Annotated in this window: 21 protein-coding genes; 15 read left to right on the top strand and 6 right to left on the bottom strand. The window is 57.9% G+C overall.

Annotation, left to right across the window (positions count from 1 at the left end; all coding sequences use genetic code 11):
- Positions 1–195: 195 nt before the first annotated feature.
- The 5 genes from lon to bolA all read right to left on the bottom strand — a co-directional run bounded on the left by lon (position 196) and on the right by bolA (position 7,152).
- On the bottom strand, positions 196–2,550 hold the full coding sequence (gene lon, locus ACLH1U_RS11595) for an endopeptidase La (protein WP_023288614.1): 2,355 nt from the start codon (positions 2,548–2,550) through the stop codon (positions 196–198).
- A gap of 183 nt (positions 2,551–2,733) precedes the next feature.
- Complete coding sequence (gene clpX, locus ACLH1U_RS11590; protein WP_002891807.1) at positions 2,734–4,008, bottom strand: ATP-dependent protease ATP-binding subunit ClpX; 1,275 nt, start codon at positions 4,006–4,008, stop codon at positions 2,734–2,736.
- Positions 4,009–4,257: 249 nt separating this feature from the next.
- Positions 4,258–4,881: an ATP-dependent Clp endopeptidase proteolytic subunit ClpP gene (clpP, locus tag ACLH1U_RS11585; RefSeq protein ID WP_002891804.1), complete on the bottom strand. Its 624-nt coding sequence runs from the start codon at positions 4,879–4,881 to the stop codon at positions 4,258–4,260.
- Between the two features lie 309 nt (positions 4,882–5,190).
- Positions 5,191–6,489, bottom strand: coding sequence for a trigger factor (gene tig, locus ACLH1U_RS11580; protein WP_023288613.1), 1,299 nt, complete (start codon positions 6,487–6,489; stop codon positions 5,191–5,193).
- Positions 6,490–6,834: 345 nt separating this feature from the next.
- Complete coding sequence (bolA, locus tag ACLH1U_RS11575) at positions 6,835–7,152, bottom strand: transcriptional regulator BolA (RefSeq protein ID WP_002891649.1); 318 nt, start codon at positions 7,150–7,152, stop codon at positions 6,835–6,837.
- A gap of 302 nt (positions 7,153–7,454) precedes the next feature.
- Between bolA and ACLH1U_RS11570 the strand changes: the two genes are divergently transcribed.
- The 8 genes from ACLH1U_RS11570 to ACLH1U_RS11535 all read left to right on the top strand — a co-directional run bounded on the left by ACLH1U_RS11570 (position 7,455) and on the right by ACLH1U_RS11535 (position 15,398).
- Positions 7,455–8,033, top strand: a complete 579-nt coding sequence (locus tag ACLH1U_RS11570; RefSeq protein ID WP_004204800.1) for a lipoprotein — start codon at positions 7,455–7,457, stop codon at positions 8,031–8,033.
- Between the two features lie 43 nt (positions 8,034–8,076).
- Positions 8,077–9,552, top strand: coding sequence for a muropeptide MFS transporter AmpG (gene ampG / locus ACLH1U_RS11565; protein WP_032453853.1), 1,476 nt, complete (start codon positions 8,077–8,079; stop codon positions 9,550–9,552).
- A gap of 479 nt (positions 9,553–10,031) precedes the next feature.
- Complete coding sequence (gene cyoA, locus ACLH1U_RS11560; protein WP_004204802.1) at positions 10,032–10,976, top strand: cytochrome o ubiquinol oxidase subunit II; 945 nt, start codon at positions 10,032–10,034, stop codon at positions 10,974–10,976.
- 19 nt (positions 10,977–10,995) lie between these two features.
- A complete protein-coding gene (gene cyoB / locus ACLH1U_RS11555; RefSeq protein WP_004204804.1) occupies positions 10,996–12,987 on the top strand; it encodes a cytochrome o ubiquinol oxidase subunit I in 1,992 nt (663 codons plus the stop codon).
- Positions 12,977–13,588, top strand: coding sequence for a cytochrome o ubiquinol oxidase subunit III (locus ACLH1U_RS11550; protein ID WP_002891635.1), 612 nt, complete (start codon positions 12,977–12,979; stop codon positions 13,586–13,588). The genes cyoB and ACLH1U_RS11550 overlap by 11 nt, the downstream gene beginning before the upstream one ends.
- Complete coding sequence (locus ACLH1U_RS11545; protein WP_002891634.1) at positions 13,588–13,917, top strand: cytochrome o ubiquinol oxidase subunit IV; 330 nt, start codon at positions 13,588–13,590, stop codon at positions 13,915–13,917. The genes ACLH1U_RS11550 and ACLH1U_RS11545 overlap by 1 nt, the downstream gene beginning before the upstream one ends.
- Before the next feature lie 11 nt (positions 13,918–13,928).
- Positions 13,929–14,816 (top strand): heme o synthase, encoded by an 888-nt coding sequence (cyoE, locus tag ACLH1U_RS11540; RefSeq protein WP_002891629.1) that lies wholly within the window; start codon positions 13,929–13,931, stop codon positions 14,814–14,816.
- 249 nt (positions 14,817–15,065) lie between these two features.
- Positions 15,066–15,398 carry a hypothetical protein gene (locus ACLH1U_RS11535; protein WP_023288611.1) on the top strand — a complete coding sequence of 111 codons (333 nt, stop codon included), beginning with the start codon at positions 15,066–15,068 and terminating at the stop codon, positions 15,396–15,398.
- Positions 15,399–15,436: 38 nt separating this feature from the next.
- Here ACLH1U_RS11535 and ACLH1U_RS11530 read toward each other — a convergent pair whose 3' ends face one another.
- Positions 15,437–16,195: an IclR family transcriptional regulator C-terminal domain-containing protein gene (locus ACLH1U_RS11530; RefSeq protein ID WP_023288610.1), complete on the bottom strand. Its 759-nt coding sequence runs from the start codon at positions 16,193–16,195 to the stop codon at positions 15,437–15,439.
- 152 nt (positions 16,196–16,347) lie between these two features.
- Here ACLH1U_RS11530 and ACLH1U_RS11525 point away from each other — a divergent pair, with 152 nt between their 5' ends.
- The 7 genes from ACLH1U_RS11525 to ACLH1U_RS11495 all read left to right on the top strand — a co-directional run bounded on the left by ACLH1U_RS11525 (position 16,348) and on the right by ACLH1U_RS11495 (position 24,639).
- Positions 16,348–17,169, top strand: a complete 822-nt coding sequence (locus ACLH1U_RS11525; protein WP_182962211.1) for a shikimate dehydrogenase family protein — start codon at positions 16,348–16,350, stop codon at positions 17,167–17,169.
- Positions 17,166–18,842, top strand: a complete 1,677-nt coding sequence (locus tag ACLH1U_RS11520) for an FAD-dependent oxidoreductase (RefSeq protein WP_411299253.1) — start codon at positions 17,166–17,168, stop codon at positions 18,840–18,842. Before ACLH1U_RS11525 ends, ACLH1U_RS11520 begins: the two co-directional genes overlap by 4 nt.
- A 13-nt stretch (positions 18,843–18,855) precedes the next feature.
- Positions 18,856–19,176 carry an NIPSNAP family protein gene (locus tag ACLH1U_RS11515; RefSeq protein WP_004204812.1) on the top strand — a complete coding sequence of 107 codons (321 nt, stop codon included), beginning with the start codon at positions 18,856–18,858 and terminating at the stop codon, positions 19,174–19,176.
- A 10-nt stretch (positions 19,177–19,186) separates the two neighbouring features.
- Positions 19,187–20,878 carry an FAD-dependent oxidoreductase gene (locus ACLH1U_RS11510; protein WP_411299252.1) on the top strand — a complete coding sequence of 564 codons (1,692 nt, stop codon included), beginning with the start codon at positions 19,187–19,189 and terminating at the stop codon, positions 20,876–20,878.
- Between the two features lie 58 nt (positions 20,879–20,936).
- Positions 20,937–21,755, top strand: coding sequence for a sugar phosphate isomerase/epimerase family protein (locus ACLH1U_RS11505; RefSeq protein WP_135719215.1), 819 nt, complete (start codon positions 20,937–20,939; stop codon positions 21,753–21,755).
- 10 nt (positions 21,756–21,765) lie between these two features.
- Positions 21,766–23,127, top strand: a complete 1,362-nt coding sequence (locus ACLH1U_RS11500; RefSeq protein WP_373638391.1) for an MFS transporter — start codon at positions 21,766–21,768, stop codon at positions 23,125–23,127.
- Between the two features lie 333 nt (positions 23,128–23,460).
- Positions 23,461–24,639 (top strand): Gfo/Idh/MocA family protein, encoded by a 1,179-nt coding sequence (locus ACLH1U_RS11495; RefSeq protein ID WP_023288604.1) that lies wholly within the window; start codon positions 23,461–23,463, stop codon positions 24,637–24,639.
- Positions 24,640–24,684 lie beyond the last annotated feature (45 nt).

The raw sequence follows: 24,684 nt of genomic DNA, 5'->3' as shown, positions 1-24,684 counted from the left end.
CTTTATAATTTATATCGCACCAGAGTCCTTCATAGTGCGACCGCGCAGCAGTTATATCAGGACTGTCATGCCCTTACAACAGCAGTTGTCGATGACCCCCCTGCCAGCGATCTAAGTTAGCTACACAAAAAAAGGCTGGCAAGTCCGAAATGACTTACCAGCCCTATTTTTATTAGCGCAATTTGCGCAGAATCACTATTTCGCGGTCACAACCTGCATGCCGAACGGTTCGTTCTGCAGCGCAAGTGTCAGAACTTCCTCGATTCGTTTCACCGGATGGATATCCAAATCGGCGATAACGTTATCCGGAATTTCTTCAAGGTCGCGTTTGTTCTCATCAGGAATCAGAACAGTCTTAATACCGCCGCGATGCGCCGCCAGCAGTTTTTCCTTCAGACCGCCGATCGGCAGCACCTGACCACGCAGCGTAATCTCCCCGGTCATCGCCACATCGGCGCGAACCGGGTTGCCGGTCAGGCAGGAGACCAGCGCCGTACACATGGCGATACCCGCGCTCGGACCATCCTTCGGCGTCGCCCCTTCCGGTACGTGGACGTGAATATCACGCTTCTCGTAGAAGTCGGCGTTAATGCCCAGCTTGTCCGCCCGCGAACGTACCACGGTCAGCGCAGCCTGAATCGACTCCTGCATCACCTCGCCCAGCGAGCCGGTGTAGGTCAGTTTGCCTTTACCCGGTACGCAGGCGGTTTCGATGGTCAGCAGATCGCCGCCCACTTCCGTCCACGCCAGACCGGTCACCTGACCGACGCGGTTCTCACTATCGGCACGGCCATAGTCGAAGCGCTGCACGCCGAGATAATCATGCAGATTCTCACCGTTAATTTCGATGTGTTTCAGCGTTTTATCCAGCAACAGCTGCTTAACGGCCTTACGGCACAGCTTGGAGATTTCACGCTCCAGGCTACGAACGCCCGCTTCACGGGTGTAGTAACGAATAATGCCGATAATGGCGCTATCGTCGACGGTCAGTTCGCCTTTCTTCAGCGCGTTGCGTTCGATCTGCTTCGGCAGCAGGTGACGCTTGGCGATGTTCAGTTTTTCATCTTCGGTGTAACCCGAGAGGCGAATTACTTCCATACGGTCCAGCAGCGGCGCCGGAATGTTCATGGAGTTGGACGTCGCCACGAACATCACGTCGCTGAGATCGTAATCCACTTCCAGATAGTGGTCGTTAAAGGCCACGTTCTGTTCCGGATCCAGCACCTCAAGCAACGCGGAAGCCGGGTCGCCGCGCATGTCGGAAGACATTTTGTCGATCTCATCCAGCAGGAACAGCGGGTTTTTCACCCCCACTTTCGCCATTTTCTGGATCAGTTTGCCCGGCATCGAGCCAATATAGGTCCGACGATGACCGCGAATTTCCGCTTCATCGCGCACGCCGCCCAGCGCCATGCGGACGTATTTCCGGCCGGTCGCTTTGGCGATAGATTGACCCAATGAGGTTTTACCTACCCCCGGCGGTCCCACCAGGCAGAGGATCGGCCCCTTGATTTTGTTCACCCGGCTCTGCACCGCGAGATACTCAAGGATGCGGTCCTTCACGCGCTCCAGACCATAGTGATCGGTATCGAGGATCTCCTGGGCCTGACGCAGGTCTTTTTTGACCTTACTGCGCGCATTCCACGGCACCTGCACCATCCAGTCGATGTAGCCACGCACGACGGTCGCTTCCGCAGACATCGGCGACATCATCTTCAGCTTCTGCAGTTCCGCTTCGGTTTTCTCTTTCGCCTCTTTCGGCATTTTCGCCGCGTCGATCTTGCGCTTCAGCGCTTCGTTTTCGTCCGGGGCGTCGTCCATCTCGCCGAGTTCTTTCTGAATCGCTTTCATTTGCTCGTTCAGATAGTACTCGCGCTGGGATTTCTCCATCTGCTTTTTGACGCGGTTGCGAATGCGCTTCTCAACCTGCAGCAGATCGATTTCCGATTCCATCATCGCCATCAGATATTCCAGACGTTCGTTGACGTCGGACATCTCCAGCACGGACTGCTTGTCCGCCAGCTTCAGCGGCATATGCGCCGCGATAGTATCCGCCAGGCGCGCCGGATCGTCGATGCTGTTCAGCGACGTCAGCACTTCCGGTGGGATCTTTTTATTCAGCTTGATATAGCCTTCAAACTGGCTGATAGCGGTACGAACCAGCACTTCCTGCTCACGTTCGTCAATCGCCGGCGAGTCGAGATACTCCGCTTTCGCCGAGAAATGTTCGCCATTATCAGACAGCGCAGAAATGCGTGCACGCTGTAGCCCTTCGACCAGCACCTTCACGGTGCCGTCCGGCAGCTTCAGCATCTGCAAAATAGACGCCACGGTTCCAACGGTGAAAAGATCGTTTACACCCGGCTCATCCGTCGACGCTTCTTTCTGCGCAACCAGCATGATTTTTTTATCATGGTCCATGGCCGCTTCGAGGCAACGGATAGATTTTTCCCGCCCTACGAACAGGGGTATGACCATGTGCGGATAAACCACCACATCGCGCAACGGCAATACGGGGATTTCAATGCGTTCAGAACGCTCAGGATTCATAGAGCTCTCTCTTAGTTTAAAGTCCGCCAGGTAGCCGACGACGCCACACTCCACTGCATCGTCGTTAATATGTAATCCAGTATATGGGGATGTATTCCACACATTCAACGGCGGGAATGCAGGAAAAATAAAAGGGGAGATAAAATCCCCCCTTTTTGTTAACTGCTTGAGTGAAATGGCTAATTATTCGCCAGATGCCTGCTGAGCCTCCGGTTTGCCGTAGATCAGCAACGGTTTGCTCTGCCCGGCGATAACCGACTCATCAATGACCACTTTTTCGACATCTTCCATCGAAGGCAGGTCATACATGGTGTCCAGCAGCGCCGCTTCCACAATGGAACGCAGGCCACGGGCGCCGGTTTTACGCGCCATCGCTTTCTTGGCGATGGCATCCAGCGCTTCGTCGCGGAATTCAAGCTCTGCGCCTTCCAGGCTAAACAGCGCCTGATACTGCTTGGTCAGGGCGTTTTTCGGCTCTTTCAGGATCTGGATCAGCGCTTCTTCGCTCAGCTCGTTCAGGGTTGCCACTACCGGCAGACGGCCAATGAATTCCGGAATCAAACCAAACTTGATCAGATCTTCCGGCTCGACCTGGGCCAGCAGTTCGCCTTCGCTCGCTTTGTCGGACTTCGCTTTAACCGTCGCGCCAAAACCAATGCCGGAGCCGGTTTCCACACGGTGGGAAATCACTTTATCCAGACCGGCAAACGCGCCGCCGCAGATAAACAGGATCTTGGAGGTATCAACCTGCAGGAACTCCTGCTGCGGGTGTTTACGCCCGCCCTGCGGCGGAACGGCGGCGACGGTGCCTTCGATAAGCTTCAGCAGCGCCTGCTGCACGCCTTCGCCGGAGACGTCGCGGGTAATCGACGGGTTGTCGGATTTACGCGAAATTTTGTCGATTTCGTCGATATAGACGATACCGCGCTGCGCTTTCTGCACGTCGTAGTCGCACTTCTGCAGCAGTTTCTGAATGATATTTTCGACGTCCTCACCCACATAACCGGCTTCGGTCAGGGTGGTGGCGTCCGCCATGGTAAACGGCACATCCAGCAGGCGCGCCAGCGTTTCCGCCAGCAGCGTTTTACCGGAGCCGGTCGGCCCGATCAGCAGAATGTTACTTTTACCCAGCTCTACGCCATTGCTGGTATCGCCATTGCGCAGACGTTTGTAGTGGTTGTATACCGCGACCGCCAACACTTTTTTCGCCTGTTCCTGACCGATGACGTAGTCATCAAGGTGGTGGCGAATCTCGTGCGGCGTCGGCAGCGCGCTGCGCTCGCGGTGCGGCGCAACTTCTTTAATCTCTTCGCGAATGATGTCGTTACATAAATCAACGCATTCGTCGCAGATATACACGGATGGCCCGGCGATCAGCTTACGCACTTCATGCTGGCTTTTGCCGCAAAAAGAGCAATACAACAATTTGCCCGATCCATCTTTGCGTTTATCTGTCATGAGTCCAAACCTCTTTTTAAGTTCTTTGTGCCGCACACGACGACGCAAATGCCATTCTCAGGCGCAAGCCGCCATATAGCGTTGTGCCGCCCTTCATTAGTATATACACAAAATCCTTCGCGCTACATCGAGGCGGTAGCGAAGCTACCGGCCGCCTGCCTGCCCGGCAAGCCTCCGGAAAAATGCCAACCGCTTAGCAGACGTGGCGAGAAGGATGCAGCGTAAAGCGGCACCCTTGCGCCTCGGGCATCAATTACGATGGGTCAAAATAGAGTCGACCAGTCCGTACTCCACGGCTTCCGCAGCAGAGAGGAAGCGGTCACGCTCGGTGTCACGCTCAATCTGCTCAAGAGACTGGCCGGTATGATGCGCCATCAGCTCATTCATGCGTCCTTTCACCTTCAGGATTTCACGGGCGTGGATCTCAATATCCGTCGCCTGCCCCTGATAGCCGCCCAGCGGCTGGTGGATCATCACGCGGGAGTTCGGCAGGCAGAAACGCTTGCCCTTCGCCCCGGCGGTCAACAGGAACGCGCCCATGGACGCGGCCTGTCCCATACAGATGGTGCTGACGTCCGGCTTGATGAACTGCATGGTGTCATAGATCGACATCCCGGCGGTGATCACCCCGCCCGGAGAGTTAATGTACAGGTAAATGTCTTTTTCCGGGTTTTCCGCTTCCAGAAACAGCATCTGCGCCACGATCAGGTTTGCCATGTGGTCTTCGACCTGGCCGGTCAGAAAAATGACGCGTTCCTTAAGCAGACGGGAGTAGATATCAAAAGAACGTTCACCGCGTGAGGTCTGTTCAATGACCATCGGCACCAGGGCCATATGGGGTGCAAAGTTGTCTCGTTCGCCACTGTATGACATTTCCGTCTCCTGGAGTAATTTTAAAATACCTGCTGCACTGATTGTAACCTTACGGACGGATTATCAGCCACAGTTTCTATCCGCTGAACGCGTCACCGCCTCTTCAACACGCGTGCAATTGCGGATGCAGTTGCCTCCCCCGGTAATGGGGATGGCGTTGCCATATTTCAAGCATAACAAGCTTTTGCTGTAACGCTATCATGGTAAATGCGTTTTAGCACCGTGCCTGAGGCTGGCATTATCCTAAAAAAAAACCCGCCGCCTTTCGGCAACGGGTTTTTGCCCGAACCTTAAACCATCGCGGCGAAATTACGCCTGCTGGTTCATCAGTTCGTTGAAGGAAGTGGCTTTTTCAGACACTTTGGCTTTCGCCAGCACGGCTTCAACAGCCTGCTCTTCCAGCGCCACGTTGCGCATGTTGTCCATCAGCTCTTTGTTCTTGCTGTAGAACTCAACCACTTCTGACGGATCTTCGTAAGCAGAAGCCATCTCTTCGATCAGGCCTTTCACGCGCTCTTCGTCAGCTTTCAGCTCGTTGGTGCGAATCACTTCGCCCAGCAGCAGGCCAACCACTACGCGGCGTTTAGCCTGCTCTTCGAACAGCTCACGCGGCAGTTCCAGCGCCTGTTTCTCGTTGCCACCGAAACGCTGAGCAGCCTGGCGACGCAGCACGTCGATTTCGCTGTCGATCAGGGCCGCCGGAACGTCGATTTCGTTAGCTTTAACCAGACCTTCGATAGCCTGAGACTTCACACGGTTACGCACAGCGCCTTTCAGCTCGCGTTCCATGTTTTTACGCACTTCAGCGCGCAGGCCAGCGACGGAACCATCTTCCACGCCGAAACGTTTGATGAATTCTTCGGTCAGCTCCGGCAGTTCACGTTCTTCAACTTTCTTCAGGTTGATAACGAACTTAGCCGCTTTACCTTTCAGGTTTTCAGCGTGGTACTCTTCCGGGAAGGTCACGTCGATGGTGAACTCGTCACCCGCTTTGTGGCCTTTGATACCGTCTTCGAAGCCTGGGATCATACGACCCTGACCCATCGCCAGTACGAAGTCAGACGCTTTGCCGCCTTCGAACTCTTCGCCGTCTACGGAACCGGTGAAGTCGATGGTTACGCGATCTTCAGCGTCAACTGCGCCTTCTTTGTCTTTCCAGGTGGCCTGCTGCTTGCGCAGGGTTTCCAGCATGGTGTCAACGTCAGCGTCGGTCACTTCAACAACCGGTTTTTCTACTTCGATCGCTTCCAGACCCTGCAGTTCAACTTCCGGGTACACTTCGAACTCTACCGCGTAGGTGAAGTCTTCGCCCAGTTTGTATTCGCCCGGAACGTAGTTCGGCGCGCCGGCCGGATTGATTTTTTCTTTGATGATCGCGTCAACGAAATGACGGCTCATCAGGTCGCCCAGCACGTCCTGGCGAACGGATGCGCCATAACGCTGAGCAACAACATTCATCGGCACTTTGCCTTTACGGAAGCCGTCAATGCGAACTTTTTTCGCTACGTTGACCAGCTCGCTTTTGACAGCATTCTCGATGCTGTCAGCGGCGATAGTAATCGTTACACGGCGCCCAAGGCCCTGAGTGGTTTCAACTGAAACTTGCATCTTGTTACCTCAAAAAAATCACAGTGCTCGGTCAACTCTGGAAGCGCGTGTAGGTGGCTTCGCAGAACCGGGATGCCCTCTTCAAATCAGAAACACATTCCCTGTCGTCAGAATCATCCCGAAGACATTCATATATAAGACGCGGCATTATAGCGGCATCACTTTTGTGAGTCGAGAACGGTTGTCGCCTGGTGCTGCGGCATTTTTCACATTTCCCGCTCAATTTTGTCCGCAAAAGCGCTGACTTTGCGCATTTTCCAGGCAAAACAAAACGGCCCGTAGGCCGTTTTTGCTAAATCTGCAAGCAACATACTGGAAAAGCGCCAGCGGTTGCAAATGGGATTTCTAGGCGATGCTCCCCGCGCCGCGGCACGGCGGCGAGGCGAAAACCGTATCCTGTAGCGCTTCCCATTCTTTAATCGTGTAGGTGTGCAACGCCAGGGCGTGCACCGTATTCGACAGCTCCTCGGTTAGCGTGCCGTAGATCATACGGTGGCGATTAAGGAAACGCTCGCCAGTGAAGCGATCGCTCACTAACACCACTTTAAAATGACTTTCAGAGCCCGCAGGGACGTTGTGACGATAACTTTCATCCACGACTTCGAGATACATCGGGTCGAACGCTGCTCTAAGTTTTGCTTCGATCTGTTCACGTATCATCATGAATTTTCTCCTCCGACAACGCTGAGATGCCGCCACTCCTTTTAAATGTTAGCCGCTTTTACCGCTTCCATTAGGAGAAAACAACAAAAAATTAGCATTGTTCTGATATTTTCATTCAAAAGTATCACGTTTACTGGCTCTGGTCGCCAGATCCGCCGGGGAAAGAGCGATTAACCGTAGCGGGGCGCTCAGAAAACCGCCAGGGCGATGGATTTACACGCGTTGCCACTTCCCCTTGCCGTTGGCAATGCTATGATGGCGGTAATTTTCCTTATAACAACACCATGCGTTGAGACCTGAACATGCTTAAGAAGATCCTTTTCCCGTTGGTCGCCATGTTTATGCTGGCAGGATGCGCCACGCCGCCGACCACCATTGAAGTATCGCCGAAAATCACGCTGCCGCAGCAGGATCCGAGCCTGATGGGCGTGACCGTCAGCATCAACGGCGCCGACCAGCGTCCGGACCAGGCGCTGGCGAAAGTGACGCGCGACAACCAACAGGTCACCCTCACCGCCTCCCGCGACCTGCGCTTCCTGCTGCAGGAAGTGCTGGAGAAACAAATGACCGCGCGCGGCTATATGATTGGCCCGAACGGCGCAGTCGATCTGCAGATCATCGTCAACAAACTTTACGCTGACGTCTCCCAGGGCAACGTGCGCTACAACATCGCCACCAAAGCCGATATTGCCATCATCGCCACCGCGGCAAACGGCACGAAGATGACCAAAAACTACCGCGCCAGCTACTCGGTTGAAGGCGCCTTCCAGGCCTCGAACAAAAACATCGCTGATGCCGTTAACAGCGTCCTGACCGATACCATCGCCGATATGGCGCAGGACACCAGCATTCACGATTTCATCAAGCAAAACGCGCGTTAATGCCACCACGAACCCGGCCTCCGCCGGGTTCGTGCTTTATGCTATGTCCAGTCACTACTTACGCATTTTTCAGCAGCCTAAATCAGCGATTTTGCTGATCCTCGGCTTCGCCTCCGGTCTGCCGCTGGCCCTCACCTCCGGTACCCTGCAGGCCTGGATGACGGTGGAAAATATCGATCTGAAAACGATCGGTTTTTTCTCGCTGGTCGGCCAGGCCTATGTCTTTAAATTTCTCTGGTCCCCGCTGATGGACCGCTACACGCCGCCGTTCCTCGGCCGACGTCGCGGCTGGCTGGTCACCACCCAGATCCTGCTCCTGTTGGCCATCGCGGCGATGGGCTTTCTTGAACCCGTCTCCCAGCTGCGCTGGATGGCGGCGCTGGCGGTGGTGATCGCCTTCTGTTCAGCGTCGCAGGATATTGTCTTTGACGCCTGGAAAACCGACGTTCTGCCGGCGGAAGAGCGCGGCGCCGGCGCCGCGATCAGCGTGCTGGGCTATCGCCTCGGGATGCTGGTCTCCGGCGGTCTGGCCCTGTGGCTCGCCGACCGCTATCTCGGCTGGCAGGGGATGTACTGGCTGATGGCGGCGCTGCTGGTGCCCTGCATCATCGCCACGCTGCTGGCGCCCGAGCCGAGCGACGTCATCCCGGTTCCCCGATCGCTGGAGCAGGCGGTGGTTGCGCCGCTGCGTGATTTTTTCGGCCGCAACAACGCCTGGCTTATTCTGTTGCTCATCGTTCTTTATAAGCTTGGCGATGCGTTTGCCATGAGCCTGACCACCACCTTTCTCATCCGCGGCGTCGGTTTTGACGCCGGTGAAGTGGGGATGGTGAACAAAACCTTAGGCCTGTTCGCCACCATTCTCGGCGCCCTGTACGGCGGCGTCCTGATGCAGCGGTTGACGCTGTTCCGGGCGCTGCTGATCTTCGGTCTGCTGCAGGGGGTCTCCAACGCCGGCTACTGGCTGCTGTCGATTACCGATAAGCACCTCTATTCCATGGCGACCGCGGTATTCTTTGAGAACCTGTGCGGGGGAATGGGCACGGCGGCGTTTGTGGCGCTGCTGATGACGCTGTGCAACAAGTCGTTCTCCGCCACCCAGTTCGCGCTGCTCTCGGCGCTGTCCGCGGTTGGCCGCGTGTACGTCGGGCCGATCGCCGGCTGGTTCGTCGAGGCCCACGGCTGGTCCACCTTCTATCTCTTCTCTGTGGTCGCGGCGGTGCCGGGGATCGCGCTGCTGCTGCTGTGCCGGCAAACGCTCGAGCATACCCAACGCACGGCAAGCTTTATACCGCGTAGCGAATATCCGCAGGCCTATGCGCTGGCGCTGGGGATCCTGACGCTGGGCTGCCTGCTGCTGGCGGTATGGCTGGGTCTGCTGATCCTCAACGCGCTGGATTATACGTCGTTCAGCTTCCTGTCCGGCCTGCTGGAGGTTGCCGCGCTGACGGCCGTTGGCGGTATTTTGCTCGGCGGCCTGCTCGACTACCTGGCGCTGCGTAAAACCCACCTGATTTAAGGACGCTGCATCATTATTAGCCGTTGTAATTACGAAACGTAATTATAACGGCTTATTAACGCTTTTATATTGCCCGCCGCGCTATTTGTTGTTTTGTGCGTTTTTGTTTTCTGGAAATTATTGACAGTTTTTATTCGATTCTTTAAATAATTTAACCGATTCAGCTAAGCCGATTTTATTTTACGTTTCCACAATGTCTTTTATTTGATAATTAAATGTTAAACAATTGTTCTAATTTTTGGGTGGTTATGCCCATTCGCCGCTAAGCACTCCTTTTCTTATCCCTTTCGTTATCGATCCCACGAAAATCAGGCTTTGCAAGCGATTACGTAACACTACGTAACATATGTGACAAAGCAAGCAGAAGCCGCTAACACAGAACTGACAGAGATCCAATCATGTTTACAGTAATGCAACCTTACCGTAAAATGCCCGTACACTTTAAACGCCACCAGATCCCGTGGAATTGAGGTCGTTCAATGAGACTCAGGAAATACAATAAAAGTTTGGGATGGATGTCATTAATCGCAGGTACTGTATTACTCAGTGGTTGTGATTCTGCACTCCTTGACCCAAAAGGACAGATTGGACTGGAGCAACGCTCTTTGATTCTGACGGCCTTCGGCCTGATGATGATTGTCGTTATTCCCGCCGTCTTGATGGCAGTAGGATTTGCCTGGAAGTATCGCGCGAGCAATAAAGATGCGAAGTATAGCCCGAACTGGTCACACTCCAATAAAGTGGAAGCTGTGGTCTGGACGGTACCTATTCTGATCATCCTGTTCCTGGCCGTTCTGACCTGGAAAACCACTCACGCACTGGAGCCAAGCAAACCGCTTGTCCATGACGAGAAACCAATCACCATCGAAGTCGTATCGATGGACTGGAAATGGTTCTTTATCTATCCGGAACAGGGTATTGCTACCGTTAACGAAATCGCCTTCCCGGCGAACGTACCGGTACACTTCAAAGTGACCTCTAACTCGGTGATGAACTCGTTCTTTATTCCGCGCTTAGGCAGCCAGATCTACGCAATGGCCGGGATGCAGACTCAGCTGCACCTCATTGCTGACGAAGCTGGTACTTATGACGGTATCTCCGCTAGCTACAGTGGCCCGGGCTTCTCTGGTATGAAGTTCAAAGCGATTGCTACCCCGGATCGTGCAACTTTCGATCAGTGGGTTGAAAAAGCGAAACAGTCTCCGAACGCTATGGACTCTATGGCCGCGTTCGAGAAAGTGGCTGTGCCTAGCGAATATAACAAAGTGGAATACTTCTCTAACGTGAAGCCGGATCTGTTCAAAGATGTTGTGAACAAATTCATGTCTCACGAGAGCATGAACATGTCCAAACCTGAAGGCGAGCATGCCGCTCACGACGGGATGGAAGGCATGGACATGAGCCACGCGGAAACCGCTCACTAAGGGGCCGAGGAAGAAAACGATGTTCGGAAAACTTACACTGGATGCAGTGCCCTACCACGAACCTATTATCGTGGTAACGGTGGCTGCGATTATCATTGGGGGACTGGCGCTTCTGGCGGCCATCACTTACTTCGGTAAGTGGTCCTACCTATGGAACGAGTGGCTGACCTCTGTCGACCACAAACGTCTCGGTATCATGTACGTTATCGTGGCAATCGTCATGCTGCTGCGTGGCTTTGCTGACGCCATCATGATGCGTAGCCAGCAGGTGCTGGCCTCGGCCGGGGAAGCAGGCTTCCTGCCGCCTCATCACTACGATCAGATCTTTACCGCCCACGGCGTTATCATGATCTTCTTCGTGGCGATGCCGTTCGTTATCGGTCTGATGAACCTGGTGGTTCCGCTTCAGCTCGGCGCACGCGACGTAGCCTTCCCGTTCCTCAACAACCTGAGCTTCTGGTTCACCGTTGTGGGCGTGATTCTGGTTAACCTGTCTCTGGGCGTCGGTGAGTTCGCGCAGACCGGTTGGCTGGCCTATCCGCCGCTGTCGGGAATTGAGTACAGTCCTGGCGTAGGGGTCGACTACTGGATTTGGGCGCTGCAGCTCTCCGGTATCGGTACTACCCTGACCGGTATTAACTTCTTCGTGACCATTATCAAGATGCGCGCCCCGGGCATGACCATGTTCAAGATGCCGGTATTCTCCTGGGCATCTCTGTGCGCTAACATCCTGATTATCGCCTCTTTCCCAATTCTGACCGTCACCATCGCGCTGCTGACCCTGGATCGTTACCTGGGCACCCATTTCTTTACCAACGATATGGGTGGCAACATGATGATGTACATCAACCTGATTTGGGCCTGGGGTCACCCGGAAGTGTACATCCTGGTTCTGCCGGTGTTCGGGGTCTTCTCCGAAATCGCCGCGACCTTCTCGCGTAAGCGTCTGTTCGGTTACACCTCTCTGGTGTGGGCAACCGTCTGTATTACCGTTCTGTCGTTCATCGTTTGGCTGCACCACTTCTTCACCATGGGTGCCGGCGCGAACGTAAACGCCTTCTTCGGTATTACCACCATGATTATCGCGATCCCGACCGGGGTTAAGATCTTCAACTGGCTGTTCACCATGTATCAGGGTCGCATCGTCTTCAACTCGGCGATGATGTGGACTATCGGCTTTATCGTGACCTTCTCCGTAGGTGGGATGACCGGCGTGCTGCTGGCGGTACCGGGCGCGGACTTCGTTCTGCACAACAGCCTGTTCCTGATCGCGCACTTCCATAACGTTATCATCGGCGGCGTGGTATTCGGTTGCTTCGCAGGTCTGACCTACTGGTGGCCTAAAGCCTTTGGCTTCACCCTGAACGAAACCTGGGGCAAACGCGCTTTCTGGTTCTGGATCATCGGCTTCTTCGTGGCGTTTATGCCGCTGTACGTGCTGGGCTTCATGGGGATGACCCGTCGTCTGAGCCAGCAGATCGATCCGCAGTTCCACCCGATGCTGGTTGTTGCAGCTTGCGGTGCGGCGCTGATCGCCTGCGGTATCCTGTGCCAGCTGATTCAGTTCTACGTCTCTATTCGCGACCGCGATCAGAACCGTGACCTGACCGGTGACCCGTGGGGTGGCCGTACGCTGGAGTGGGCAACCTCTTCTCCACCGCCGTTCTACAACTTCGCTATCGTTCCTCAGGTTCACGAGCGTGACGCCTTCTGGGAAATGAAAGAGAAAGGTGAAGCGTACAAACAGCCTGCTCACTATGAAGAAATTCATATGCCGAAAAACAGCGGCGCCGGCATCGTCATTGCCGCCTTCGCGACGGTATTTGGTTTCGCCATGATCTGGCATATCTGGTGGATGGCGATCGCCAGCTTCATCGGCATCGTAGCGACCTGGATTATTAAGAGCTTTGACGAGGACGTGGATTACTACGTACCGGTTGCAGAAGTCGAAAAACTGGAAAAACAGCATTTCGATGAGATTAACAAAGCAGGGCTGAAAAATGGCAACTGATACTCTTGCGCATACTGCCCACGCGCATGAACACGGGCACCATGATACAGGACCGATGAAGGTATTCGGTTTCTGGATCTACCTGATGAGCGACTGCATTATCTTCGCTACGCTGTTTGCTACCTATGCCGTTCTGGTGAACGGCACGGCCGGCGGACCGACTGGCAAAGATATTTTCGAACTGCCGTTCGTTCTGGTTGAAACCGCACTGCTGCTGTTCAGCTCCATCACCTATGGCATGGCGGCTATCGCCATGTACAAAAACAACAAGAGCCAGGTGGTTTCCTGGCTGGCGTTGACCTGGCTGTTTGGCGCCGGATTTATCGGGATGGAAATCTATGAATTCCATCACCTGATCATGGAAGGCTTTGGTCCGGATCGTAGTGGCTTCCTGTCCGCGTTCTTCGCGCTGGTCGGCACCCACGGTCTGCACGTGACCTCTGGCCTTATCTGGATGGCGGTGCTGATGTTCCAGGTTTCACGTCGTGGCCTGACCAGCACTAACCGCACGCGTATCCTGTGCCTGAGCCTGTTCTGGCACTTCCTGGACGTCGTGTGGATCTGCGTGTTCTCGGTTGTCTATCTGATGGGGGCGATGTAATGAGTCATTCTACCGATCATAGCGGCGCTTCTCACGGCAGCGTGAAGAGCTACATGACAGGATTTATCCTGTCCATCATCCTGACGGTCATTCCGTTCGCCATGGTGATGAGTGGCTCCGCCTCGCATGCGGTTATCCTTGGCACCATTCTGGTGACCGCTGTGGTGCAGATCGTGGTACACCTCGTGTACTTCCTGCATATGAACAGCAAGTCCGATGAAGGCTGGAACCTGACCGCATTTATCTTCACCGTAATCATCATTGCGATCGTGGTTGTCGGCTCCATCTGGATTATGTGGAACCTGAACTACAACATGATGATGCACTAAGAGCGGCGAGTATGTTTAAGCAATACCTGCAAGTTACGAAACCAGGCATTATTTTTGGCAACCTGATCTCCGTGATCGGCGGTTTCCTGCTGGCCTCCAAAGGCCACATCGACTATCCGCTGTTCGTCTGGACGCTCCTTGGAGTATCCCTGGTGGTCGCCTCGGGTTGTGTATTCAACAACTACATCGACCGGGACATCGATCGTAAGATGGAACGGACGAAAAACCGGGTGCTGGTCAAAGGGCTGATCTCGCCAGAAGCTTCGCTGGTGTACGCCACCTTGCTGGGTATTGCTGGCTTTATGCTGCTGTGGTTCGGCGCAAATCCGCTGGCCTGCTGGCTGGGGGTGATGGGGTTCGTGGTATATGTCGGCGTCTACAGCCTGTACATGAAACGTCACTCTGTCTACGGCACGCTGATTGGCTCACTCTCCGGCGCCGCGCCGCCGGTGATTGGCTACTGCGCGGTCACCGGTGATTTCGACAGCGGTGCGGCGATCCTGCTGGCTATCTTTAGCCTGTGGCAGATGCCTCACTCCTACGCCATCGCGATTTTCCGCTTTAAGGATTATCAGGCGGCGAATATTCCGGTGCTGCCGGTGGTGAAAGGCATTTCGGTCGCCAAAAACCATATTACGCTGTACATCGTCGCCTTTGCCGTTGCGACCCTGATGCTCTCGCTGGGCGGCTACGCCGGGTATAAATACCTGGTCGTGGCGGCTGCGGTCAGCGTCTGGTGGCTGGGCATGGCGCTGCGTGGCTACAAAGTGGCAGATGACAAAGTCTGGGCGCGCAAGCTGTTCGTCTTTTCCATCGTCGCCATCACTGCGCTGTCCGTGATGATGTCCGTTGACTTTATGGTGCCGGATTCACATAGCCTGCTGGCTTACGTGAGATAATCTCGCTCTCCAGTACGATATAAAGCCCCGTTTTTACGGGGCTTTTTCTTTTCTGTTTCAAATTGGTTCCTTTCTCATTTCATACTTCCCCTCCCCTCCCCCGCACCGGTTTCGCTATCTCACGCCCAAAAAATGAGGAAAAAATGAGCTTGTGCTAACCGGGTATCGCTCGCGCCGCACGCGCCCGCGATGCTACTTTTCGCCTCGGGTTTACACCCGTTTGGGAAATATTCACTACAAGGAATCGCAATGAAAGAATTAACACTGAACGAAATGGAGTACATCTCCGGCGGCTTTAACCTGTTCGGCGCGGCCAACGGCTTCGCCAGCTTTGTCGCCAACTCTGCCGTCGGCTTCACCTCGTTTGTCCTCACCTCCGGTACCGCCTTCGCCTCATTCGTTGGCGACAGCGCGATGGCGTTTGGTTCCTTCCTGACCGGTCAGACAAACTGGGAAACCTTTGTGACCACCGGTAAGGAAAACTGGGGTAGCTTCGTCAATACCGCCGGCACCAGCTGGAACACCTTTGTCGATAACGCCGCCAGCGACTGGAGCAGCTTCCTCAACAAAGCGTCAGCCTAAACGACGTCTCGCCGAGGGCAGCGCATCGGCTGCCCTGTTTAACCCACCAGCATCGCCTGCGCGCTATAGAGCAGATCAAGGTGGTCGCGGCATAACGCGTCCAGCGAAGTCCGTGATTGATGACTGGTCAGACTTAACGCTCCCCACCAGGTCCCTTCCCTGTCGGTTAACGGTACCGCCAGCACCAGCATACCAATCTCAAACTCCTGCTCGATAGTGGCATATCCCTGACGCCGCACTTGGGCAATCTTCTCCATCAACGACGCGACGTCGGTCACCGTATAGGGCGTGCGTTGTTCCCGGGTAATGCGCTGTAGAACCGCTTCACACTCTGCTTCCGGCAGCGAAGCCAGCCATAACCGCCCCCCGGCGGTACAAAAGATGGGCACCCGCTCCCCAAGCCGAACCGACGTGGAGTTAAATGGCGTATGACGGCTGCGGGCGATATAGACCAGTTCATCTTCATCCACCACCCCCACCGAGGCGTGCTCCTCGGTCCGGCTGGCGATGTATTCGACAATCGGCCGCACCATGCGGGGAAACTGCGCCGAATCGACGTAGGCCTGACCAAGCCGCAGCGTCTTCGGGGTAAGCCAGTAATAGCGCCCATCGGTTTGCAAATAGCGCTCATGCAGCAGCGTCAACAGAAAACGTCGTGCCGCGCTTTGCGTCAGGCCGCTCATTTTCGCCGCCTGAGCGACGGTGAGCTTTGGGCAGGTTTTAGAAAAAAGCTGGATGAGCGCCAACCCTTTTTGTAAACCGACGATCAGATCGCGAGGATGAATGGTGTTTTGCATATTCGCTCACATTTTTGCAACATCATTATCGATTTCCTGCGATTATCGCAGCGATCGTGCGATTAACAACCGACATGTCCGAATTCTGCGTTGTCGCTCCCAGCTTCCACTGAAATACTTTCACAACATTCATTTAACAAATGAGGTTTGCAATGGTCAGTGGAACTACCCAGGTTGTCGCCGTGATTGGTCATCCGATTGCCCAGGTGAAATCACCGGATAACTTCAACCGCTACTTTGCCGAACAGCACATGGACAGCGTCATGATCCCGGTGGATATCGCCCCGGACGCGGTGGCCGCCTACCTCAACGCCCTGCGCGGCTGGCAGAACATGAGCGGCGTGCTGGTGACGGTGCCGCATAAACAACGCGCCGCCGCGCTGGTCGACGAGCTTACGCCGCGCGCCCGCCGACTCAACGCCATCAATGTGATCCGCAAGCTGGCGGATGGCCGGTTACAGGGCGATATGCTGGACGGCGTCGGCTTTCAGCTCGCCGCCGAGGCACAGGGTTTTCAGCCGGCAGGTAAGCAGGCGCTGCTCTCCGGTTGCGGCGGCGTCGGCAGCGCCATCGCCTGGGGATTGTGCGAGGCGGGGCTCCGTCAGCTGGCTCTGCACGATCAAAACCCCGCCACCCGGCAACGCCTGCACGATCTTCTGGCTGAAGCCTTTCCGGCGGTGCGACTGAGCGCGCTGCCGGACACCCTGCACGGCGTCGATCTGCTGGTCAACGGCTCGCCGGCCGGCATGGCCGGATTTGATGCGCTGCCCCTGCCGCAGGCGCTGCTGGAGACCCTCGACAGCGCCACCCACGTGGCTGACGTTGTCACCGCCCCGGTGATGACGCCGTTGCTCACCTTCGCCGCCGCCCGCGGCTGCCGGGTACAGACCGGGCCGGAAATGGCGCTGGCGCAGATGACGCTGATGGGCCAGTTTATCGGCGCCATCCCGCCGGCGCAGGGAGCGGCGGCATGAAGAGCTGGGATGTGATCGTCATCGGCAGCGGCGCCGCTGGCTTTGCCGCCGCGGTCACCGCCAGCTGCAAAGGGCTGTCGGTGCTGATGCTGGAGAAAGCCGGTCAGTTCGGCGGCACCTCGGCCATCTCTGGCGGCGCCGTGTGGCTGCATGATACTGACCAGGCGCGCGCCGAGGGCAAAAGCGGTAGCGCCGAAGCGATCAAAACCTATCTGCGAACCATTATCGGCGAGGACCACTACCGCGAAGATATCGCCGAGGCGTTTGTCAGCGCCGGGCGAGAGGCCCTCGCCTTTCTGGAGCGCGAGGGGGCGGTGAAATATAGCCTGCGCCCACTCTCACCTGATTACTATCCGGATGAGCCCGGCGCCGTCGACGTCGGTCGGGCGCTGGAGGTGGTGGAGTATGACGGCCGTGAACTGGGTGACGCGTTTCGCGACCTGCGCTCGCCGCCGCCGGGGATGCTGCTGTTTGGCGGAATGATGGTCAACCGCGTCGACATTCAACATTTTCTCGATATGCGTCGCTCGCTGCGCTCCCTGGCCCATTGCACCCGACTGCTGCTGCGCTACGCCCGCGACCGGGTGACATACCCTCGCGGCACCCGCCTGGCGATGGGTAATGCGCTGATTGCCCGCATGGCGACCACGGCGCTGCGTAAAGGCATGAGCCTGCGGCTGAATGTCAATGTTCTGGCGCTGTGCGAAGCGCAAGGCGCGGTCACCGGGGTAGAGATCGAGTGTCAGGGGCAAAGAGAGACGCTGCACGCCCGGCGCGGGGTGGTGCTGGCCGCAGGCGGTTTTGCCGCTGGCGCGCTGGCGGCGCGCTATCGGCCTGACACCCGAGAGCACTTCACCATGTCGCCGCCGGCCAATGATGGCGCCGCGCTGCGTCTCGCGGCGGCGCTTAACGCTCGCGAGGGAGCCGATCGGGCATCCAACTTTTTCTGGGCGCCGGTATCGGTGCTGACCCGGTCCGACGGCAGCGAGGAGCGCTTCCCCCACCTGGTGACCGACCGGGCCAAGCCGGGCGTGATTGCCGTCAATCAGCGGGCGGTACGCTTCGTTAATGAGTCCAGCTCCTATCACCATTTTGCCAGCGCGATGCAGCGTGCCGCGGAGAATGCCCCCTGCTTTTTACTGTGCGACGCCCAGGCGATGAAGCGTTACGGCCTCGGGCTGGCGCGCCCGGCGCCGGTGAACAATGACGCCCTGATCGCCGCCGGCTATCTGCACAAAGCCGACACCCTGGCCACGCTGGCGCAGCAGCTTGGGCTGGATGCCCACACCCTGAGCGAGACGGTCGCCCGCTACAATCGTGACGCCGCGCAGGGCGTGGACCGTGAGTTTGCCAAAGGCGGCAACAGCTATAACCGGGCGATGGGCGATCCGGGCCATCACCCTGACGCCTGCAACGCTCCCCTGCTCAGCGCGCCGTTCTATGCCATCAAACTCTATACCGGCGATCTGGGGACTTCCCGGGGTCTGGTCACCACCGCCGATGCCCAGGTCGTCAACGCCGAAGGAAAGCCTATCGCGGGGCTGTACGCGGTGGGAAACGACATGGATTCGCTGATGGCCGGCACCTACCCGGGTCCCGGCATCACCCTTGGCCCGGGGCTGACGTTTGGCTACCTCGCCGCCTGCCATCTGGCGCAACCCGCCACCCACTAATCAGGAAAACATCATGATCTACGAAAAACGCACCTACACCATCAATCCGCTGAAAATGGCCGATTGGCTGGCGCTGTACCAAAGCGATGCCCTGGCGGTGCAAACTGACCATCTCGGCAAACTGATCGGCTTCTTTTTTACCGAGATCGGCGTGGTCAATCAGGTAGTGCACATCTGGGCTTACGAAAGCCTGGACGATCGCCTGGTACGCCGCGCGCGGATGGCCCAGGACGAGCGCTGGCAGACCTTCTCGCGGAAAAATCGCGAACTGGCCGCCGTGGAGCGCCTCGAGTCGGTGCTGATGCGCCCCACCGCTTTTTCACCATTGCAGTAAGGAGTCCATCATGAGCGGGCCTGTGAAGGTGGATATGCTGGTGGTCGGCTCCGGCGCGGCGGGACTCTCTGCCGCGGTCACCGCGGCAATGCACGGCGCCAGCGTCATGGTGGCGGAGAAGGCGTCAGTGCTCGGCGGAACCAGCGCCTGGTCCGGCGGCTGGCTGTGGATCCCCCGCAACCCGCTGGCGCGGGCGGAGGGCATCGACGAAGCGGCCGATGCTCCGCTGACCTATCTGCAGCATGAGATGGGGGGCGAAGCCGCCGACGAACGGCTGCAGACTTTCCTCCGTCACGGGCCGGAAATGGTGGATTTTTTTCATCAGCGGACGGCGGTGAAGTTTCTGTCGGGCAGCGCCATGCCGGACTTCCACGCGTCGCCGGGCGCGGCGAACGGTGGGCGGTCGGTGACCGCTCAGCCCTACGATGGCCGCCTGCTCGGCGACTGGCTCCACCGACTGCGCCCGCCGCTGGAGACCATCAGCCTGGCCGGGATGGGCATCGCCGGCGGCGCGGACATGGCGCATTTTTTTAACGCCACCCGCTCGCCGCGCTCCGCGCTGTATGCCGCCCGCCGCCTGCTGCGCCACGGCTGGCAGCGGCTGCGCGCCGGACGGGGGCAGCATCTGGTCAATGGCAATGCGCTGGTCGCTCGTCTGCTGCGATCCGCCCTCGACGCCGGAGTGCGCTTTCAACTCAATGCGCCTGCGGTTCGGCTGCTGCAGGGGCCGCGGGGAGTGTCCGGCGCGGTGCTGCGCAGCGATGACGGGGAGATGCACGTCGAAGCGGGCGCCGTGGTGCTGGCCTGCGGCGGTTTTCCCCACGATCGGCAGCGCCTGGCGCAGGTGGTGCCTCACGCGGCGGAGGGCTACGGCCATTTCTCCGCCGCGCCGCCTGACAATCAGGGCGAGGGGATCCGCCTTGGCGAATCCGTCGGCGGCCAGTTCGATACCCGCCTGCGCCACCCGCTGGCCTGGGCGCCGGTGTCCCGCGTCACCCTCGCCAGCGGCCAGCAGCTGATGTTTCCCCATCTGGTGGAGCGAGCCAAGCCCGGGGTGATCGCCGTCCTGCCTAACGGCAAACGCTTTGTTAACGAGGCCGACTCCTATCACGACTTTATCGCCGCCCTGCTGGCGGCGACGCCTGTGGGCGACACGCCGCAGGCCTGGCTGCTGGCCGATCGGCGCGCGCTGCGCCGCTATGGCCTGGGCCACGCCAGGCCCTTCCCGTTCACCCCTACCGCCTGGCTGCGTACCGGCTATCTGCTGCGAGGAAACACCCTGGCCGAGCTGGCGAAACGGTGCGCCATCGATACCGATGCGCTGGCGGAAACCGTTGAACGCTTTAATCACTTCGCCAGCACCGGTGAAGACGTCGATTTTCACCGCGGCGCATCGGCCTATAACCGCGCGCAGGGTGACCATCAGGTGACGCTCGGACCGCTGCGCGAAGGGCCGTTCTACGCGGTGCGCATTCTGCCCGGCTCGCTGGGCACCTTCAGCGGATTGCAAACCGACGAACACGCTCGGGTGCTGGACGGGCAGCAGCAGCCGATACCGGGCCTGTTCGCCATCGGCAACGACATGTCGAGCGTGATGCGCGGCTATTACCCCAGCGGAGGGATCACCCTCGGGCCGGCGATGACCTTCGGCTACCTGGTGGGCAAAAAACTGGCTGAAAACACAATAAAAACAGAGCAATAACAACCAGGGACGGCAATAACCCTGGCTAACTTCACCTGCAACTGAACCGGAGCCATTTATGAACATGCGTACCCTATCGCTCGCCGCGCTGAGCCTGCTCGATGTCTCTCCCCCCGAACAGGTGCGGATAGCGGCCAGAACCGGTTTTACCCACGTGGGTCTGCGGCTGCTGCCCGCCACCCCCGCCGACCCGGACTACGATATGCTGGGCGATACCCCCGCCGTCCGCGCGACCCTGGCCGCGCTGATGGAAACCGGCATCCGCGTCTCGGACGTGGAGATCGTCCGCCTGAGCCCGGGGTTTACCCTCGACGATCGGCTGCAGCGCTTTATGGAGACCGCCGCGCGGCTTGGCGCCGGGCAGGTGTTAGTCGCCGGGAATGACGACAACCTGCAGCGCAGCGCCGACAACCTGGCCACTCTCGCCGCGGCCGGCCGCCCGTTTGGCCTGACCATGAACCTTGAGCCAATGCCCTGGACCCAGCTGCGCACGATCGCCGATGCGCAGGCGCTGATCGCCGCCAGCGGGCGGGAGGATATTGGCATCCTGGTGGACGCCCTTCATTTCTGGCGCGCGGGAGAATCGCTCGCCGCCCTCTCCAGCCTGCCCGCGCATCATCTGAACTATATGCAGCTCTGCGATGGCGCGGCGCAGCGGCCGGAAAGCGAGCAGGAGCTCATCCGCCAGGCCCGCTCAGCGCGCAACGTGCCGGGGGAAGGCGGTTTGGATCTGCACGGTCTGATGTCGGCTCTGCCGGCGATGCTGCCGGTCTCCCTCGAGGTGCCGCTCGACGGCGAGCAGGGCGCCCTGCCGCCCCTCCAGCGGGCGCAATTACTGTTCACTGCCGCGCAGCCCTACCTGCGCTCCTGCGCATAAGGAATCCGCTATGACACAGACTCAACGCCTGGATGTCAGAGAGTTTATTAACCGTAACCCGCTGAGCCGCTTTCAAAAGCAGATTATTTTTCTCGGCTTTTGCGTTATCGCTCTCGATGGGTTTGATATCGCGATCATGGGCTTTATCGCCCCGACGCTGAAGCTGGAGTGGGGGGTAAGCAACCACCAGCTGGGCCTGGTGATCAGCGCCGCCCTGATCGGCCTCGCGCTGGGCGCTATTTTCTCTGGCCCGCTCGCCGACTGGCTGGGACGCAAAAAGATCATCATCAACAGCGTCTTCTTCTTCGGCTTCTGGACCATCGCCACCGCCTTCTCGCACAACATTGAGCAGATGATGTTCTTCCGCTTTATGACCGGCCTTGGACTGGGCGCCGCGATGCCGAACATCGGGACGCTGGTGTCGGAATACGCTCCGGAACGCCAGCGCTCATTTATTATTACCGTCATCTTCTGCGGCTTCACCTTCGGCGCGGCGGCCGGAGGATTCACCGCATCATGGCTGATCCCGCAGTTTGGCTGGCACTCGCTGATGGCGCTCGGCGGCATTCTGCCGCTGCTGTTTGCCCCCCTGCTTATCTGGCGGCTGCCGGAATCAGTTCGTTTTCTGGTGATCAAACAAGCGCCAGCGGCGCGCATTCGCGCCATCCTTAATCGTCTTTATCCCGGACAAATCAGCGACAACGTGACGTTTATCCTGCCAGCGCAGCCGGCGGCCGGCAACGCGATGCGCATTGTGCTCTCCCGCCAGTACGGCTTTGGCTCGTTGATGCTATGGCTGGTCTATTTTATGGGGCTGTTCCTGGTCTATATTCTCGGCAGCTGGCTGCCAACGCTGGTTAAGGAGGTCGGGCTTACCGTCAGCCAGGCGGCCGTGATGACGGCGATCTACCAGGCGGGAGGCACACTCGGCTCGCTGTTTGCCGGCTGGCTGATGGACCGCATCAATCCCCATCGCGCGCTGGGAATGATCTACGCCGTCGGCGGCCTGTTTACCATGGCGATGGGCTACGCCGCGGGCAGCTTTGCCTTGCTCTGTATGCTGGCGTTTATCAGCGGCGCCTGCCTGAACGGCGCCAATACGGGCATGAACGCCCTCTCCGCCCGTTACTACCCCACGCAGGCGCGGGCGACCGGCTCCAGCTGGATGCACGGCGTCGGGCGGATCGGCGCGATCCTCAGCGCCTTTGCCGGCGCTGAGATGATGGCGCTCAACCTGCCCTTCGAAAGCGTCTTTTTGATCCTCGGCATCCCGGCTGCCCTCACCGTCGCAGGCCTGGCGGCGAAGGGCATCTTCGCCGCAGGTAATCCTCCCGCCGCTTCGCCAGCCCCCGCGTCTGTGCGCGGAGCGTAATGCGGTATCCTTCCTCCGGTGCAATCTGCGGATTGCACCGCGCGCTGCGGCTAAAAAGAACATTTATTTCATCTTGCCGTGTAACGAAAAGTACTCCGCAACCGTCCGGCCTGCACCCATTGCCGCTGCTTCCCCTCTCCTCTTTTCAAGCCAGCATAAAATAAACTTCTGCTTATTAGATCCCCTTCGCATATATGAAAAATAAATTCCATACAACAATTGAAACAGAACAAACATTTCCTTAAGTTTAGGTCAGTTTATCCGGATGCGCGTTGCCGCAGGCGTCGGCATTGAGCGCCTCAGAGTGCGAATGATTTCAAAAAGGAGAGCACCATGTTAAACGGTCTGAAACCCTTATCCCGTTCCCTGCGTTGGGGCATGGTCGGCGGCGGGGGAACCAGCCAGATCGGCTACAGCCACCGCTGTGCGGCGCTGCGTGACAATGTTTACACCCTGCTGGCCGGCGCGCTTGACGTTGATGCCGAGCGCGGGCGCGCGTTTGGTGAACAGCTGGGCATCGCGCCGGAGCGCTGCTACGCCGACTACCAGACCCTGTTTCGTGAAGAAGCCCGCCGTCCTGACGGGATCGAGGTCGTCTCGGTCACCACCCCGAACAATACCCATTTCGCCATCACCAAAGCGGCGCTGGAAGCGGGCCTCCACGTCATCTGTGAAAAGCCCCTCTGCTTTACCGCCGAAGAGGCGCGCGAGCTGGTGGACCTGAGCAAAAAACAGAACAAAATCGTCGGCGTCACCTACGGCTACGCCGGCTATCAGATGATCCAGCAGGCGCGGCAGATGATTGCCGATGGGCTGCTCGGCGAGATCCGCATCGTCAATATGCAGTTCGCCCACGGCTTTCATAACCAGGCCGTCGAGCTGCAGGCAGAATCCACCCGCTGGCGCGTAACGCCGAAGTTCGCCGGGCCCAGCTATGTGCTGGGGGATCTGGCCACCCATCCCCTGTTTGTCGCCGAAACCATGGCGCCGCAGCTCAATATCAAACGGCTGATGTGCTCCCGCCAGAGCTTTGTCCCCTCCCGCGCGCCGCTGGAAGATAACGCCTTTGTCCTGATGGAGTATGACAACGGCGCGGTTGGCTCGATGTGGACCAGCGCGGTGAACAGCGGCGCCATGCACTCGCAAAAAGTGCGCATCGTCGGCGAAAAGGCGAGTATCGAATGGTGGGATGAGCATCCTAACCAGCTCAGCTATGAGGTGCAGGGCGAGCCGGCGCGCATTCTGGAACGCGGGATGCCCTACCTGAGCGCAAACGCGCTGGCGGACGATCGCATCGGCGGCGGCCACCCGGAAGGGCTGTTTGAAGCCTGGGCCAATCTCTATCGCCGCTATGCGCAGGCGATTGACGCCACGGACCGTGACGATCGCGCCTTCCTGCAAGACTTCTGGTATCCGGACGTCGAAGCCGGGCTGCACGGCGTCTACTGGGTCGAGCAGTGCGTCAAATCGGCTGATGCCGGCAGCCAGTGGGTTGACTTTACTTTACCTTAATTTTCCCCCTCGCCAGTGGAGTCCCCCTCCACTGGTTTATTGATT

It is taken from the genome of Klebsiella sp. 1SOBk5mer (genome assembly GCF_046603115.1).
Classification (GTDB): Bacteria; Pseudomonadota; Gammaproteobacteria; order Enterobacterales; family Enterobacteriaceae; genus Klebsiella; species Klebsiella quasipneumoniae.
The sequence above is the reverse complement of the archived record's forward strand: the minus strand, read 5'-3'. Positions and strand labels throughout refer to the sequence as shown.

What these genes read in the sequence shown, in the direction of transcription:
- ACLH1U_RS11505 (WP_135719215.1), top strand. Translation starts at nt 20,937, where the DNA reads ATGAACATGCGTACCCTATCGCTCGCCGCGCTGAGCCTGCTCGATGTC.
- clpP (WP_002891804.1), bottom strand. Translation starts at nt 4,881, where the DNA reads ATGTCATACAGTGGCGAACGAGACAACTTTGCACCCCATATGGCCCTG.
- ACLH1U_RS11525 (WP_182962211.1), top strand. Translation starts at nt 16,348, where the DNA reads ATGGTCAGTGGAACTACCCAGGTTGTCGCCGTGATTGGTCATCCGATT.
- ACLH1U_RS11530 (WP_023288610.1), bottom strand. Translation starts at nt 16,195, where the DNA reads ATGCAAAACACCATTCATCCTCGCGATCTGATCGTCGGTTTACAAAAA.
- ACLH1U_RS11510 (WP_411299252.1), top strand. Translation starts at nt 19,187, where the DNA reads ATGAGCGGGCCTGTGAAGGTGGATATGCTGGTGGTCGGCTCCGGCGCG.
- cyoB (WP_004204804.1), top strand. Translation starts at nt 10,996, where the DNA reads ATGTTCGGAAAACTTACACTGGATGCAGTGCCCTACCACGAACCTATT.
- lon (WP_023288614.1), bottom strand. Translation starts at nt 2,550, where the DNA reads ATGAATCCTGAGCGTTCTGAACGCATTGAAATCCCCGTATTGCCGTTG.
- clpX (WP_002891807.1), bottom strand. Translation starts at nt 4,008, where the DNA reads ATGACAGATAAACGCAAAGATGGATCGGGCAAATTGTTGTATTGCTCT.
- ACLH1U_RS11495 (WP_023288604.1), top strand. Translation starts at nt 23,461, where the DNA reads ATGTTAAACGGTCTGAAACCCTTATCCCGTTCCCTGCGTTGGGGCATG.
- ACLH1U_RS11520 (WP_411299253.1), top strand. Translation starts at nt 17,166, where the DNA reads ATGAAGAGCTGGGATGTGATCGTCATCGGCAGCGGCGCCGCTGGCTTT.
- bolA (WP_002891649.1), bottom strand. Translation starts at nt 7,152, where the DNA reads ATGATGATACGTGAACAGATCGAAGCAAAACTTAGAGCAGCGTTCGAC.
- ACLH1U_RS11500 (WP_373638391.1), top strand. Translation starts at nt 21,766, where the DNA reads ATGACACAGACTCAACGCCTGGATGTCAGAGAGTTTATTAACCGTAAC.
- ACLH1U_RS11545 (WP_002891634.1), top strand. Translation starts at nt 13,588, where the DNA reads ATGAGTCATTCTACCGATCATAGCGGCGCTTCTCACGGCAGCGTGAAG.
- tig (WP_023288613.1), bottom strand. Translation starts at nt 6,489, where the DNA reads ATGCAAGTTTCAGTTGAAACCACTCAGGGCCTTGGGCGCCGTGTAACG.
- cyoA (WP_004204802.1), top strand. Translation starts at nt 10,032, where the DNA reads ATGAGACTCAGGAAATACAATAAAAGTTTGGGATGGATGTCATTAATC.
- ACLH1U_RS11535 (WP_023288611.1), top strand. Translation starts at nt 15,066, where the DNA reads ATGAAAGAATTAACACTGAACGAAATGGAGTACATCTCCGGCGGCTTT.
- ampG (WP_032453853.1), top strand. Translation starts at nt 8,077, where the DNA reads ATGTCCAGTCACTACTTACGCATTTTTCAGCAGCCTAAATCAGCGATT.
- ACLH1U_RS11550 (WP_002891635.1), top strand. Translation starts at nt 12,977, where the DNA reads ATGGCAACTGATACTCTTGCGCATACTGCCCACGCGCATGAACACGGG.
- cyoE (WP_002891629.1), top strand. Translation starts at nt 13,929, where the DNA reads ATGTTTAAGCAATACCTGCAAGTTACGAAACCAGGCATTATTTTTGGC.
- ACLH1U_RS11570 (WP_004204800.1), top strand. Translation starts at nt 7,455, where the DNA reads ATGCTTAAGAAGATCCTTTTCCCGTTGGTCGCCATGTTTATGCTGGCA.
- ACLH1U_RS11515 (WP_004204812.1), top strand. Translation starts at nt 18,856, where the DNA reads ATGATCTACGAAAAACGCACCTACACCATCAATCCGCTGAAAATGGCC.